General features: G+C 40.9%; 15 protein-coding genes and 1 tRNA gene. 7 read left to right on the top strand and 9 right to left on the bottom strand.

Annotation, left to right across the window (positions count from 1 at the left end; genetic code table 11):
* Positions 1-325: 325 nt before the first annotated feature.
* From LC608_RS29530 to LC608_RS29510, 5 genes are all read right to left on the bottom strand, one after another.
* Positions 326-727 (bottom strand): type II toxin-antitoxin system HigA family antitoxin, encoded by a 402-nt coding sequence (locus tag LC608_RS29530; protein WP_229556973.1) that lies wholly within the window; start codon positions 725-727, stop codon positions 326-328.
* Positions 711-1,010 (bottom strand): type II toxin-antitoxin system HigB family toxin, encoded by a 300-nt coding sequence (locus LC608_RS29525; RefSeq protein ID WP_229556972.1) that lies wholly within the window; start codon positions 1,008-1,010, stop codon positions 711-713. The genes LC608_RS29530 and LC608_RS29525 overlap by 17 nt, the downstream gene beginning before the upstream one ends.
* Before the next feature lie 64 nt (positions 1,011-1,074).
* Positions 1,075-1,503 (bottom strand): DUF2358 domain-containing protein, encoded by a 429-nt coding sequence (locus tag LC608_RS29520; protein ID WP_229556971.1) that lies wholly within the window; start codon positions 1,501-1,503, stop codon positions 1,075-1,077.
* 12 nt (positions 1,504-1,515) lie between these two features.
* Entirely contained in the window at positions 1,516-2,661 is a 1,146-nt protein-coding gene (locus LC608_RS29515; protein ID WP_229556970.1) for a glycoside hydrolase family 10 protein, read from the bottom strand.
* 33 nt (positions 2,662-2,694) lie between these two features.
* Positions 2,695-3,513 carry a DUF1206 domain-containing protein gene (locus LC608_RS29510; RefSeq protein ID WP_229556969.1) on the bottom strand — a complete coding sequence of 273 codons (819 nt, stop codon included), beginning with the start codon at positions 3,511-3,513 and terminating at the stop codon, positions 2,695-2,697.
* Positions 3,514-3,721: 208 nt separating this feature from the next.
* Here LC608_RS29510 and LC608_RS29505 point away from each other — a divergent pair, with 208 nt between their 5' ends.
* From LC608_RS29505 to LC608_RS29485, 5 genes are all read left to right on the top strand, one after another.
* Positions 3,722-4,585 carry an alpha/beta fold hydrolase gene (locus tag LC608_RS29505; RefSeq protein ID WP_229556968.1) on the top strand — a complete coding sequence of 288 codons (864 nt, stop codon included), beginning with the start codon at positions 3,722-3,724 and terminating at the stop codon, positions 4,583-4,585.
* Between the two features lie 273 nt (positions 4,586-4,858).
* A complete protein-coding gene (locus LC608_RS29500) occupies positions 4,859-5,314 on the top strand; it encodes a pentapeptide repeat-containing protein (RefSeq protein ID WP_229556967.1) in 456 nt (151 codons plus the stop codon).
* A gap of 388 nt (positions 5,315-5,702) precedes the next feature.
* A complete protein-coding gene (locus LC608_RS29495; protein WP_229556975.1) occupies positions 5,703-6,734 on the top strand; it encodes a transposase in 1,032 nt (343 codons plus the stop codon).
* A gap of 122 nt (positions 6,735-6,856) precedes the next feature.
* Positions 6,857-7,687 (top strand): metallophosphoesterase, encoded by an 831-nt coding sequence (locus tag LC608_RS29490; protein WP_229556966.1) that lies wholly within the window; start codon positions 6,857-6,859, stop codon positions 7,685-7,687.
* Positions 7,688-7,904: 217 nt separating this feature from the next.
* Positions 7,905-8,738 (top strand): metallophosphoesterase, encoded by an 834-nt coding sequence (locus tag LC608_RS29485; RefSeq protein WP_229556965.1) that lies wholly within the window; start codon positions 7,905-7,907, stop codon positions 8,736-8,738.
* Positions 8,739-9,347: 609 nt separating this feature from the next.
* On the opposite strand, the gene LC608_RS29480 is transcribed toward LC608_RS29485, so the two are convergent.
* From LC608_RS29480 to LC608_RS29470, 3 genes are all read right to left on the bottom strand, one after another.
* Positions 9,348-10,073, bottom strand: coding sequence for a hypothetical protein (locus LC608_RS29480; RefSeq protein ID WP_229556964.1), 726 nt, complete (start codon positions 10,071-10,073; stop codon positions 9,348-9,350).
* A gap of 293 nt (positions 10,074-10,366) precedes the next feature.
* Positions 10,367-11,851: a DnaJ domain-containing protein gene (locus LC608_RS29475; RefSeq protein ID WP_229556963.1), complete on the bottom strand. Its 1,485-nt coding sequence runs from the start codon at positions 11,849-11,851 to the stop codon at positions 10,367-10,369.
* Between the two features lie 118 nt (positions 11,852-11,969).
* Positions 11,970-12,581, bottom strand: coding sequence for a DnaJ domain-containing protein (locus LC608_RS29470; RefSeq protein ID WP_229556962.1), 612 nt, complete (start codon positions 12,579-12,581; stop codon positions 11,970-11,972).
* Between the two features lie 29 nt (positions 12,582-12,610).
* On the opposite strand from LC608_RS29470, the gene LC608_RS29465 reads away from it, so the two are divergent.
* Together LC608_RS29465 and LC608_RS29460 are read left to right on the top strand one after the other, a co-directional pair.
* Positions 12,611-13,708, top strand: a complete 1,098-nt coding sequence (locus tag LC608_RS29465) for a tocopherol cyclase family protein (RefSeq protein ID WP_229556961.1) — start codon at positions 12,611-12,613, stop codon at positions 13,706-13,708.
* Between the two features lie 33 nt (positions 13,709-13,741).
* Positions 13,742-13,815: transfer RNA gene (locus LC608_RS29460), tRNA-Arg, on the top strand.
* A 407-nt stretch (positions 13,816-14,222) separates the two neighbouring features.
* Here the strand turns inward: LC608_RS29460 and LC608_RS29455 are convergent.
* Positions 14,223-14,846 (bottom strand): Uma2 family endonuclease, encoded by a 624-nt coding sequence (locus LC608_RS29455; RefSeq protein ID WP_229556960.1) that lies wholly within the window; start codon positions 14,844-14,846, stop codon positions 14,223-14,225.
* Between the last annotated feature and the right edge of the window lie 273 nt (positions 14,847-15,119).

Raw genomic sequence — 15,119 nt, 5'->3', positions numbered from 1 at the left:
CCAGTTGTTCCGGAGCTAACAGGAGTTGGGTTTCTCGCTCTAATTTCAGAAGCAGGTCTTTTCCCATAATTGTGATATTCTCCCCCAGATGTCACATTTGTCAATACCACTTGACCTGAATCCTTACGTAGAAACTTTAAATGCTAGCCAGCTAATGACTCTATATCACCAACCAATTGGTGGGAAAACATTATTGGTTTAACTGCCATCCCTACGCTACTTTTGAGGTTGGCTCAACACCCACACCACATCTAGTTCTGAGAGGGCGGGATTATAGCGTTGTAATTTCTCTGTAGCTTATTCTATAGTTTTACCATCTAGAAAATCAATAAATAAACAAACTTCCATCAACATGAAAAAACTTTCCCAAAGCCTCAGCTTGTTCTTTCGTTATTTCTAACTCGCCATCAATAATTTTTGCTAAAACCTCGCTCGATCCAATAATTTGTACTAAATCAGCTTGTTCCAAACCCCTAGCTTCCATCAAATGCAAGAGTCTTGAATAAGGTGTTGAGGAATTAAGCTGATAGTGCTTATCTTCAAAATCCTCAATCAGTTTTATTAATAATTCCAGCAAAGCATTTTCTTCAGGAGTCAGATGAGAACGGGAAAGCAGTTCTTCAACAGTCTCTAAAAACTTCTCGTTTTCCTCTTCTGTCTTGATAATTCGAGGTTGATGTTGAGACAGCAATTCGCTGTAAATATCTGAGTTAAAAGTAAGGGTCATTTTTCCAGGAGTCTTTGTCATATTCGGCATGAGTTAAGACATATTTTATATAGATAACCTGCTTTTCATAGTTAATACTAGCAATTAAGCGGTATTTATTACCTTTAATGTTGAAAACTATAAACTTGCTTACTGCTTCAGCTTGAGGATAAATAGTTTGAACTTCTAGCAAATTACCCCAGTCTGCTTTACTAGCGGTTATGTACCAGTCATCAAGTGCTTCACAGCAATCAGCGTGTTTTTGGCAGAATTGTCGTAGCTTTTTCCGACTGATGACATGCATTAATTTCTGATTTCGGCGTTTCTCTGCTTGTTCTGGATAAATTTCTAACTCACCATGTATCTAATTAGCTCTCTCCTCCCCTTTGCCAAAACTGCCGTAAAATTTCACTTGGTTTTCTATCCCAAGTGTCAATATGCTCGTATATAAAATTATCTTGGTTTAATTTATATGTTGAATAGCCATTAAAAAGTAAACCTGCTTTCCAAGGAACGCGTAACACTCCCCGCACCGTCCATTTTGCTAGAATGGTATCTTCGGCTGACTGATAAACCTCATGCACATCAAAGTAAATTTGGGTAAAAAATAGCCGAGCGTGAAATCGCAAAGTCCAAAATATAATGCGGTAGTTAAATTTGTATTTGAATGTATTTACCGGATCTTTAAAATAGATATCATCTGTATAAATGTGATATGAAATATCTTTTTCAAAAAGTGTTGGTAAATCTTCTTTTAGAGTTTTTATTACCTGTTCCACCGATAATTGAGATTCCACGCGCATTTTTCCTTAAAAAAGATTTTTTAACAACTGTTGCCAAATTGAAGACGCACTCTTATTAATCACACCACCCGCAGTCAAATCTGACAGAGTGGGAAATGATGCAGACTTAGCATAAGGCCCATTTCGCAAAACTTTGGCTAGGTTATTGTTATTCTCGCGCAAACCTTCGTAAAAAAAGAATACCTCTCCTTGAATACCAAGTTGGCGATTGTATTCAATTGCCTGCACCAGATATTCTGGACTAATGGAATAACTGCCAAGCTTCATCAGTATTCCCGGTGCTAACTTGGGCAGTGTCCCATCTGTAAATTGCTGATTTACTAGTTTATCAGCGATCGCCTGATAACTCCTAAAGTCACGGCGATAAATCTGCGGCTGAATCATATCAACTATTCCCCGCTTCAGCCATGCAGGCGAGTCTTGCAGATATTCCTGGAATGCCCAATCATGGATATTGGGTGCGATCGCTACTAACAAGTTAGTATTCACCGCTTTCACCTCCCGGTAGAGATTCGCCAAAAAGTCAGTGAGAATATCTGCACGCCACTGTAACCATTGTCTATCCTTGGGGTTCTGTGGCGGATTGCGATCAAATTCCTGGCGATAGCGGGTCATAGTTACCTCATCATAGCCACCTTCACAGGGTAATGCTGGGAAGCGATCGTCTCCTTGAACACCATCCACATCATAATTCTTTACAACTTCCAGCACCAAGTTCAAGAAGAATTTCTGCACCTGTAGGTCGAGGGCATTCAACCACTCAAAGCCATTTTTCTTCAGTAAATTGCCGTTATAATCACGCGCAGCCCATTCCGGTTTTTTCTGTAAAAGTACACCACCATTCAAATTGTAGGAACTGGCAAAACCATATTCAAACCAAGGAATAACTTTTAACCCAACTCGCCGCGCCTCAACTACCACTTCTTCTAAAGGGTCACGGCCTACAGACATAGGGTCAATTTCGACTCCAAATGTCTGCTGCATTGTTTGACTAGGATATAAAGTTACTGCCTTGTTCCAAACAACGGGAAACACCACATTAAATCCCGTCTCGGCCAGAAAATCCATCGCCTCAGCAATACGTTCCTTTGATTTGAGAACTTTACTATCAGTAGTGGTCAGCCAGATACCACGGGTTTCTATTATTGCCATTTCTATAAATTGAAATTCTCGGCACTGCATCATCTAAACATTGACTAACCGACGATACCGCGCCTGTATTATTGTGTAAATGGCATAGGCAACCAAACCTAGTGCCACAATACCCAAAAGCCATGCTCCGTTAGGCTGTTGTGCTAACGTCTGTAATACTTCATCCAAACCTTGTGCAGTAGCTGCGTTCGATTGCTTTGCAGCTTCGATTAAAAACCAACCGATAATACAAAATACTATACCCCGTGCCGCTAAACCAAATCTGGAAATCCTCATTACCCATTGGGCTTCTGTGTTGCTTAACTCAGTTAAATTGAGTTCTTTACGAAATTTGCCACTAAAAGCTTGATAAAACTGATAGAAACCTAGAGCAATTACAAACACCCCCACAGTTCCAACTAACCATTGACCAAAGGGTTGAGAAAGCAAACGTGCTGTCGAATCTTCAGTAGAATCACTACTATTTTTAGCGCTGCCTGTACCCATAACGATTTGCACAGCACTTAAGGCTAAACTTGCATAAACCAAGCCATTAACTGCGTAACCAATTCGTACTGCCAAACCTTTGACATCATTACCTTTATTTTCTGGGTCTTTAATTGCCTGTACAAAACGCCAGATTACGTATCCAATCAAGCCAATTGCAACTAAAGCCAGCAAAAATTTACCAAATGGCTGGTTGACGATTGTTTGGAGAGCGCCTTGGGTATCAGTTGTTTTACCACCCCTGCCAAAAGCTGCCTGTGCTGCCAGTAGTCCAACTATACCGTAAACTACCCCCTTGGAAACATAGCCAAATCGTCCCAGTCGCTCAACCCACAATGAAGCATGGTTTGTCAACTGTTGTGTCATGGTAATTGGGGAGAAGTATTATATCTACCTTTTACCAAAAATTACCCATGATTCACATCTACCGCAGGGCAAATTGTCTAATGTGTTTGCAAAAAATCACTATCATAATACTGTCTTTCAATAGATGTGAGCCTGATCAAAAGAATATTACAGTTGCTAAGTACACTATTATTATTTAGTATTTTTTAATGCTAAATTTAGATTAATTATGTCTCTAATAGAAAGTTCTTGGAAACACGAATATATAACTACCAATGGGGTAAAACTACACTACGTTACCCAAGGTGAAGGTCCTTTAATGTTGATGTTGCATGGGTTTCCTGAGTTTTGGTACTCTTGGCGGCATCAAATACCAGAATTTGCCCAAGATTTTAAAGTTGTCGCTCTTGACTTGCGTGGCTACAACGATAGTGATAAACCAAATGAGCAATCAGCTTATGTAATGGACGAGTTTATCAAAGATGTTGAGGGACTGATTAAAGGATTAGGATACCAAAAATGTGTATTAGTTGGGCATGATTGGGGAGGTGCGATCGCTTGGAATTTTGCATACACTTATCCTGAAATGTTAGAACAATTAATTATTCTTAACCTGCCTCATCCAGCCAAATTTGCTCAAGGGCTACGCACTCCCCAACAGTTGCTACGTAGCAACTATATATTTCTTTTTCAACTACCCTGGATACCAGAATTACTTTTACAATCTTCAGACTACCAAGCAATTGAAACAGCTTTTAAAGGTACAGCAGTTAACAAGAATGCTTTCACCAAAGCGGATATTGACGCTTATAAAAATGCCGCTGCAAAACGCGGTGCCCTCACAGCAATGTTGAACTACTACCGCAATATTTTTCAACAGAGAATGCTAAATCCAAATTGGGGCGTTCTGGAAGTGCCAACACTGATGATTTGGGCAGAAAATGACATTGCACTCGGCAAGGAGCTAACCTACGACACCGCAGCCTATGTCAGGAACTTTCAAATCAAGTACATACCCAATTGTGGGCATTGGGTGCAGCAAGAACAACCTGAATTGGTTAATCTGTATATGCGAGAATTTCTGAGGGCTTAAAGAGTATAAATACTTATTAAAATAGCCAAATTATGACGAGTAGTGTAAGCTCTTAAAAAGATTTAAGAGTGATTTAACACTGGCAGTTTTTTAGGGATTGTCAAGTAAAAATCGCCAAAAATCAGAATTAACGGCATTTGTTAGATTACCGTTATCCCTGTTTCATATCACAACTAAGTTGTCAAGAGATAGATTGACCTCAAGAAGTTTAATGAGATAATAGAGTTGTGAGGGACAGAACGGACGCAACTTGATTATTTAAGGGGGAAAATTATGAAACTCCAGCTATTAGCGGCCATGGCCTTAGCAACTCCCCTATTTTTGGCTAGCTCGGTTAGAGCCGACAATCCGCAGGACTTACAAAAGCTGCTTTCAACTGGGGAATGCATTAACTGTAATCTAGCAGGAGCTAACCTCAGTGGCGCTCATTTAATTGGTGCTGACTTGAGAGGCTCGAAGCTCCAAGGAGCCAACCTTGTAGGGGCTAACCTCGAAGGTGCTGACTTAACTGGTGCAAACTTGGCAGGTGCTAACCTAACATCAGCTTATGTAACCAATGTGAATTTGAAGCAAACCAATCTCAACGGGGTAAATTTTACTCGCGCTACGATTCACGATTCTAATGTGTATAAAGCATCAATGAATGATCTCAACCTCACTGATGCCGAAATCTTTAACACTGGAATCGGGGTTGGGGGAGAAGATGCTCAGGTTCCCGATTGGGACTAGGCTAAACTGAGTAGGCAGGTTAAAATAAACACAATATCAGAGAAACTGGTTTTTGCCAGCATTATCTTTAAAATCTGCCTATACACTATATAAAAATAAAAAATGAAACCCCTCTGCCTTTTAATGACTTTACTATGACGAAAGCAGAGGGGTTTTCTTATTCGGGTTGAATCGAATATCTGTGCAAAAAAGTGGAATTTAGGCTCAAAAGTTCTACTATGTATGGCTTTCAGGCTTTTGATTAGTTTTCATTAAATTTAGAACTTACGCATTGACAAAATAGACAAATAATGCAGTAAAAGAAATTAGGAAAAACAGGCGATCGCTAATTACTGGGGGACTAGAAAGACGGATAATTTATATCCAGAGCGTATTTGGGGTTCGGACGATCAGAGCAACTACTAAGCCATCCACAGCAAAGTGTGATCTTGATACTTACACTCTGTTTTTATTGGCAGAATCAAAGTATCCAGGTTGCACACGTTTAGCAGAGATTATGGAAGATTTGTCACATGATAGTGTCAACAGATTTTTGCTACGTGAGCAGTATGAGCCAAAGGATTTATTTGATGAAGTTCAACTGTATATCAATTTAGTAGGTGGCACATTAAGTGCAGACGATACGGTAATTGATAAACCTCATAGTGACCCAAAGTTAACAGAATTAATTGGTTACTATTATTCGGGAAGGCATCACCGTACAGTCAAAGGGATTCAGTTAATTACTTTGTATTATACTGATTTGTCTGGGAAGTCGGTTCCTCTGAATTATCGCATTTATAACAAACAAGAAGGGAAGACAAAGAATGATTATTTGCGAGAAATGATTGCTGAAGTTTTGGGTTGGGGATTGGAGCCTAAGACAGTAACTACGGATGCTTGGTATTCCAGCAAAGACAACATAAAATTCTTTAAAAACAAGGGATTGACGTTTTTAACTGGTATAGCGAAAAATCGTTCATGTTCAGTCGATGGTAAGAGTTTTACCCAAGTTCAAAATCTAGAAATTCCCGAAAATGGTTTAATAGTGCATCTAAAAAAGTTTGGGAAAGTGAAAGTATTTAGGAAAAGTTTCAAAAACGAAACTCATAGATACTACATGATATATATGCCTGAAGAAGATGCATTCATTGGAGTTAGTCGAACAGAATTTAAAACATTACATTCAATTCATTGGGGGATTGAATGCTACCACAGAGCGATTAAACAAGTATGTGGTATTGGTCGATTTATGGTGAGGACATCTGAGGCAATTAGAACTCACTTTTTTAGCTCGATTCGAGCTTTTACACAATTAGAATTAATGCGGGTAGAAGAGTTAATTGAAAATTGGTATGAACTCCAAAGAAATTTATCTCTTCAAATAGCTCGTGACTTTATTTTAGAACACCTATCACAGAAGTTGGGATTGATTGCATAATATCAGCTTTCTGTCAATGCGTAAGTTCTAAAATTTTTAATAAGTTGTACTGATCTCTACCCAAGAACCGAGGATGTTTCGTTAAGCTGTAAGCGCTATGATTGAGCTTTATTGAACGTCTTATGCATTGGTTGTTATCTGGGCCGTTGAGTATAGAGAAATTGACGGTTAACATTACAGGGTTGCCTGCATCGTTACAAGGTAAGAAACTGGTGCAGTTGTCAGATTTTCACTACGATGGTTTGCGGCTGTCAGAAGAGATGTTAGAAAAAGCGATCGCAGTTACTAACGAAGCTGAACCAGATTTAATTTTATTAACTGGTGACTACGTAACTGACGATCCCGCGCCGATTCACCAACTGATACTTCGACTAAAACATCTGCAAAGTCGCAGTGGTATCTATGCTATTCTTGGCAATCACGATATACATTACCAAAACGCAAAAACAGAAGTTACCGATGCCCTTACTAGCATCGGAATTCACGTCCTTTGGAATGAAATTGCCTATCCACTAGGAAAAGAATTACCCTTTGTTGGGCTAGCTGATTATTGGTCACAGGAATTTAATCCTGTACCAGTCATGAATCAACTAAACCCCGACACACCTCGCATCGTTTTATCCCACAACCCAGATACTGCCGAGATACTCCAAGCATGGCGAGTTGACTTACAATTATCTGGTCATACTCACGGTGGTCAAATAGTGATTCCCGGAATTGGCCCTGCAATATTTTTTTACGAAAAGCTTGCAGAAAAAATACCCAAAAAGGTGCAGCGTCGATTACCATTTTTCTCAGAAAATGTTTCTGTAGTCAGCCATTGGGAATGGGCACAGGGTTTCCATAGGCTGGGGAAAAATCAGCTATATGTCAATCGTGGTTTGGGAACTTACCTCCCAGGACGCTTATTTTGCCGCCCAGAAGTTACTATAATTACCCTACAGGGTGAATAAGTTATCCAAATTTAAAAATTCAAGAACAGAATCACAGCAGATATTCTGGCTAATGAGTACCTGCAAATTGGAGTGAGTCCTGCTTAGTTTAGTTTCAGAATTTCAATCAATTAGTTAATTGTATCTGGAGTAGATGACATAAATTATTGCAGGTTATCAAGTTACATTTTTATTTTGGTAAGCTGTAAGCGCTGGTATGAGGAGTATCGGTTGCCTTATGCATTGGTTGTTTACGGGACATTTAAGAGTAGATAAAATCACGGTTAAGATTGCGGAACTTCCAGCATCTTTACAAGGTACAACGCTAGTGCAGTTGTCAGATTTTCACTACGATGGTTTGCGCCTGTCGGAAGACATGTTAGAAAAAGCGATCGCACTTACTAACGAAGCTGAACCGGATTTAATTCTATTAACTGGTGACTACGTAACTGACGATCCAACGCCGATTCACCAATTGGTGCATCGACTCAAACATCTGCAAAGTCGCTGTGGTATCTATGCCGTACTTGGTAATCACGATATCTATTACAGCCACTCAAAAGCAGAAGTTACACAGGCGTTAACTAGCATTGGGGTGCATGTGCTTTGGAATGAAATCGCCTATCCACTAGGAAAAGAATTACCATTGGTAGGATTAGCTGATTATTGGTCACGGGAATTTTACCCTGCACCAGTTATGAATCAACTAGACTCGGTTACACCGCGCATTGTTTTATCCCATAACCCAGATACAGCTAAGATATTGCAACAATGGCGCGTAGATTTGCAACTATCTGGTCATACCCACGGTGGTCACATCGTAATTCCAGGCATTGGCCCTGTAGTATTTTATTATAAAAAACTACTCAAACAAATTCCTAAAAAATTACGGCGTTGGGTAACATTTTTCCTGGGAGACTGTTCTAAAGTCGTGCGATATTGGGAGTGGGCGCAAGGATTTCACAAAGTAGAACAAAATCAACTATATGTCAATCGCGGTTTAGGAACTTATAAACCAGGACGTTTATTTTGTCCACCAGAAGTGACTGTAATTACGTTAGTTAGTCATTAGTGATTGGTCATTGGTCATTAGTCATTAGTCATTAGTCATTGGTCATTGGTCTAAATAACCCTCTTCTAAGAAGAGTGAGAAATGACAAAGGACAAAGGACAAAAATTCATAACACTTAAAGCAGAAACCGCCTGAAGCTACGATGGATAAATATCAGCAGCTTGGGGCGGTTTCTTGAAGATTGGAGAATTCAGAAATAACTAACTCAAACTAAGGTGGACAGGATTCGCTCTCGCTCTACTCAGAATTGCACATCCTTACATTCCAACTAGGCAGGCATTTTCTGGCTGTACGTTTTAAAACCTCCAAAACAACTCATTGAACTTAAGGCGAAAACACATTCAATGGATGTCACAACCAAGCATAGCGATCGCAAGAACATTAGAGCAGGAGGTACAGGCTCTAACTGAAAAGTTTTTGTTTAACTTTTAACCTATTTGTACCTTGATCTTAATCTAGCATCATGTTTGTTTAGCTACAAGACACCTTTACCAAACTTGAGTACCATTTACTTTTCGCAACAATTCAGAAATCTTTCTTAAAAATATTCCCACTTGTTAGATGTTGGCGTTAATGCCAGCATTATCAAGTGGGCTGATTCAGAAGCCGTTATTGAGCAGAACCGCCTGTAGTAGCATCACCTGCGGTAGAAGAACCGCTATTAGATGTACTGTTTGACTGGTCTACTCCTTTAGGTGGAGTGGTTTTAGAGGTGTCACTTTTTGTACTTGGCGCAACAGTATTAGTAGTTGGACTTTGTGTCGCTTTAGGGGTTGGCTGGATTGCAGAAGGCGCTTTTTCTGCGGCAGGCTGCTGGGGGGGAATAGTAATGTTAATATCCGGTTGGCGAGGTGCAGATGGAGGTGTAACCTGCTGTTGTGGAACAGGAACAGGAACAGCAATAGGAACAGGTACTTCCCTAGTTCTTTCGATTATCGTCGTTTGTGGTTGAGGAGAAGCACTAGGAGTTGGATTACTCTTACTTGGTACAGGAACCACGACCGGCACAATAGTGTTAACAGCTGCGTTATTCTGCTGATTGAAGTACCAAACCCCACCTATAACCAAACTAAGCACGGAAGTAATAATAATACCTAACAGCAAACCACCACTAGCATTGTTATTGTCACGCTCGGCTAAATCAGCTTGCTGATTGCCACGCTCAGTGTTTCGACCTTGTACGTAACCGTTAGTGTAAGAGTTGGGATTAGCTGCGTTGTTCTTGACTGTTTCAGTGGTTCGCGTCAAGTCAGTGTGAGCATTACCATTAACATCAGTGTAAGATTCTTGCTTGATCTCACTGTTTTTGCTTTCGGGTTCATTAGGAATAGACATAGCTGTTGATTTCACTCCTCGATAAGATATTGACAAACTAAAGCTTTGTAAGAACAGAGGTTTTAATGAGTTGGAAAAGGTATGCTGCTGATAAGGATTGAGTTTTATTTGCTACTCAACTGTTGGTAGCTCTCAGCATAACCTCTGAGATCAGCAAATGGCTATATCTGTAGGAAGTTAATGCTTAATCAAGAGAAAGAGTATCCCAAAGATAGATGTTATTAAACTGTCAGGTGATGGATTGATAAAAAATCTAGTAATTTACTGAAATCATCTAAATTTTTAATTTGTCGTTAGACATCGCATCGCCAAAGCTTGATTGTCATATCTCGACTACCACTAACCAAAGTTTTCCCATCGGGACTGAAAGCGACGGAGTTAACCCAATCAGAATGGTTATCCAAAGTGTAAAGTTCTTGCCCAGTGGTAACATCCCATAGCTTCACAGTATGATCTGCACTACCACTAGCAAGATGCTGACCATTGGCACTAAAAGCGATCGCACAAACATAGCTGCGATGTCCGACAAGAGTGTTAACTAGCTTACCTGTACTACTGTCCCATAGCTTGATAGTTTGGTCATAACTGCCACTAGCTAAAATTTGCCCATCAAGGCTGATAGCAACACACATCACCCAACCTGAATGTCCGTTGAGAGTTTGCAGCAGTTTGTTACTCTTCAAATTCCACAGCTTAATAGTATTATCCGCACCGCCACTGACAAAAATCTGCTGTTTTGGGCAAATAGCAAGGGAGTAAACCAAGCCAGAATGCCCTTTGAGGACTTGCAGTAATTGTCCCATCTCTATATGGGAAACCTTGATAGTAGTGTCTGTACCGCCACTCAGGATAGTTTGACCATCTGGACTAATGATTACAGAAAAAACTGGGGTTGAATGTACTTTGAGTGTCTTGAGTAATTTACCTGTAGAGACTTGCCAAATCATTATGCTGCTGTCATCACTGCCACTAACCAGAGTTTGGCTATCTGGGCTAAAGGCTAGGCATCTTACCCATTTTGTATGGCCAGTGAGAGTATGTAGTAATTTCCCTGTGTCGAGATGCCAAATCTTGATAGTATTATCACTACTTCCACTAGCCAAAGTTTGCCCATCTGGACTGATTGCAGTTGTAAAAACCCAATTCAGATGAGTCAGGGTGTGTACACATTTCCACGGTGAAGGTTGAGACTGTGATTCAGATGGTGGTGGCGGCGTTGCTGGCTTTGGCGGTGGAGATGTAGATTTAGGTGGTGGTGGCGGCGTTGCTGGTTTTGGCGGTGGCGATGTAGGTTTGGGTGCTGCTTTTTTCTGTTTCAGTTGCAGTTGTATAGAATTTTTAAAATCTGACTCGGCTCTATTTTCATATCCTAGTTTCGAGCAAGCAAGCCCTCGGTATTTATAGGCTTCAAAGTAGTTGGGGTTGAGACGAATCGCTTGGGTAAAGTCTTCTATTGCTTCAGTATATTTTCCTCTTTGAGCTTTCTCCATGCCCACTTTGTAGAAACTTTCAGCATTAGATGGAGTAAAATCAATTTTGGTCGAATTGGAAGCAGATTGATTTATCTCACTTGGCTGATAAGACTTTAACCTTACATAAGCTTGATTAATTTCTTTGATTTTTTCTTCTGCTTCTAGCTTTTGCTGGGGTTCGAGAAAACAATCTGGATGCCAAGTCTTAGCCATCTGGCGGTAAGCTTGCTTGACCTCATTAACAGATGCACCTGGTTTTAACCCCAGGATATTGTAAACATGATTTATATCAAAGCGATCGCTCATACTAGGAATACTAAGAAATCAGCAGCAAATTTAACTACACTTAGTATTCCCTAATATAAGTATTATCTAACTCAAGGTATGGTGTCGCCGTCTGAAGGGTCTTAAACAATATTTGCTTTTATCTCCAACGCCGATTTAGCCGCAATATCTTTTTAATCCCCTGACAAAATCTTTCTAACAGAGGTCTAGGTTTGGATACATCTCTAGGCGATCGCGATTTACGAGCAGCAGCCGGATTCCTTAACTCTTCTTCTATTTGTGCAGCTTTATTTAAATCTGAAGCGGCTCTATATTCGTATCCTAGTTGAGAACAAACTAGCCCACGATATTTATATGCGTCAATATAGTGAGGATTGAGACGAATCGCGTGGGTAAAATCTGCGATCGCATCCTCATATCTTCCTTGTGTAGCATTTTCTACTCCTAAACCATAGAAAGTTTCAGCATCCCAACGATTGACAGATATTTTTGTGGGATTTTTAGGCGAAGATGGAGATGGATTTTCAGGAATAGGAGGCTCAGATGGACTTTCAGATTTGAGCTTGTTGTAAGCTGAGTTGATTGATTTGATTTTTTCCTCAGCTTCCTGTTTTTGCTTTTGCTCAAGAAAGCGATCGGGATGCCAAATTTTCACCAGTTGACGGTAAGCTCGCTTTACTTGTGCTTGTGATGCACCCGGTTCCAACCCAAGAATTTCATAAGCATGATTGATATCGAGGTCATCGCGCATACTGAAAAAATCGGCAACTATATAGATATATGTTAACTATTCCCCTAAATCTCCTCCAATCAACTCAAACGCCCCATTCTGGTTATCACTGGGATGGTAGTATTCGCCGCTTTTTTGAAGGCTGGTATTACCGGGTCACTTTACCGGAAATTGGGCAAACATTCGCCTTTATGTACTCCATTGAAGACCCCATCGGCGGTAAACCCCACAGTGGCGGTGCAGCTCAAATCCTCGGCCCGGATGATGAGTATTTATGGCGTACTTTTCCTGATGTGAATAAATTTTGGGGTAGTCGAGATGTCTTGGGTTTAGGTCATTGGGGTAAAACAGATTTGCAAATTTCTCCTCTATACCTTCTCCCAGCAGAGTTTGAGCATCATGTTGAGGAGGGATATCAAGCTACAGCCACCTTGAATCAGGGAATAATTCGCGATCGCGCCACCAATAATTATTGCCGTTGGGAGTATGAAATTCAACCAGTATACGGTTGGGGTAATCAAAATAGCATTCAGCAATCAACTGCTGGCTGGCTGTCATTCTTGCAGATTTTTGAACCTGGATGGCAAATTTTGATGGCTCACGGTTTAGCCAGTGGGAAGATTGACTGGAATGGCAAAATCTACGAATTCACAAACGCCCCAGCCTACGGCGAGAAAAATTGGGGTGGTGCTTTTCCCCAAAAATGGTTTTGGCTAAACTGTAATTTATTTGAGGGCGAACCCGACTTAGCATTAACTGCTGGCGGTGGACGGCGCGGTGTGCTGTGGTGGATGGAATCTGTAGCGATGATTGGGTTGCACTATCAAGGCAAGTTTTATGAATTTGTTCCCTGGAATTCACAAGTAGATTGGGAAATTCAGACTTGGGGTAGATGGCAAATGAAAGCTACCAACTCTAATTATGAAATTGAATTGACAGGAACCACGGATTTACCTGGTACACCTCTGCGTGCGCCCACAGAAGATGGTTTAAGATACTGTTGCCGAGACACCATGCAAGGAAAGTTAAATTTAGAGTTACGAGAAGTAAGTGGGAGAAAATCTAAAGTAATCTTGAAAGCAGAAAGTTCTCTTTGTGGTTTAGAAGTAGGCGGCGGCTCTTGGGATGATTGTTGGCAGTCTCGGTAAAAGTACTGCTATAATTATATATGCTTCATAGTTGGGGTTGTAGCTCAGTTGGATAGAGCGGACGCCTCCTAAGCGTCAGGTCGTGCGTTCGAGCCGCACCAGTCCCGTAAGCAAAGAAGTCCCTAAGACCTTGACTAATAACAGGTTATAGGGATTTTTTTTACATGATATCATCTACCAGCACTGTCCCTCCCTCACAAAAATCGATGCTGAGATGATAATCTTCCAGGAGTGCTGTGCTAATTAGGGGACGACAACCCATCGCTAAAACTGGGATCAAGCGTTCTGTACCTAGTTACGCACGGGTAATGGAAAACGAACCACAGAGGGCGCAGAGGTCACGGGGGAATGAGAGTTTTAGAGGGTTTTTGCGTAAGTCCTATTTAAAACATAGAGACTTTCTCATGCAAAAAGTCTATTGAGTTAACCCAGCGATCGCTTTGTTAATTCCAAGGGCGATCGCGCATCAAATTAGTGGCAAGAAGACGACTAGAAGAAATTTCTTCATTGCTAATCAGCGACTCATTGCAAAAATCTGTTCAGCCGTTAAGGGAATGTTCGGAAACAATCTAGAATCAATTCGATCCTGTCCTCGAAACACCTTTGGGGGTAAATACTCTCCATCTTCAAGTTGGTAGATTGTAATGGTTGGCTGCTTGGGAGAGCCAATGAACCGAATGCCACCAAAAGCAGCATAGTCTACAATGATGTACTCAAACACGCCCAAATCTTCATATTCAGCAAGTTTTGTCAGATAGTCGTCCTTCCAGTTGTTGCTAACGACCTCAATGACTCCGGGTGGTGGAATATATGCAGCAGCAGAACTAGAGCTAGTTTTCATCCTCTGCCATTCAACTCTTGCAAATATGACAATATCTGCTTTCCGGCTTTTTTCCTTTTCGCCTGGTGCTATTTTGAGTCGAACCTGCTTGGACTGGCGGGACACGTAAGGTAGGTCATTTTCTTGGCAGTGATTTTCTAAGTAGGTACACAGTCGCTCGATCAAATCCTCATGATTTGCATTTGGTTCTGATAATGGCACGGGAATTCCATCCGATAGCTCAAACTCTCTGCCTGAACCATCGTCCCAGGCAAGAAACTCTTCAAAAGTCAGTGGTTGTGTGACGGTTGCGTACATCGCCCTCGCTCCCTTGCTGACGGGTACTTCACTCAATGCTACCAAGATGTACAGCTTTGTCTATGAGTCCTGGCTGATTTTCCTGCCGTAGTTCTGAAGCAACAGCTTGAGGTTGAGTTGATGAACGAAACCCAACATTTCCGCGCTGAGGATATACAGGCTTTACCAGGTAATGCAGAAGGTGGTAATTTTAAGCAGAAGCAACAAGTATTGACATTGTCACTATAATTAGTGGTTGCTCAAGGAAGCCACTATAGTAAAATTACAGGCTTT

Source organism: Nostoc sp. XA010 (genome assembly GCF_020829625.1).
GTDB lineage: Bacteria > Cyanobacteriota > Cyanobacteriia > Cyanobacteriales > Nostocaceae > Nostoc.
Note: the sequence above shows the minus strand (reverse complement) of the source record. Positions and strands in the feature narration are given on the sequence as shown.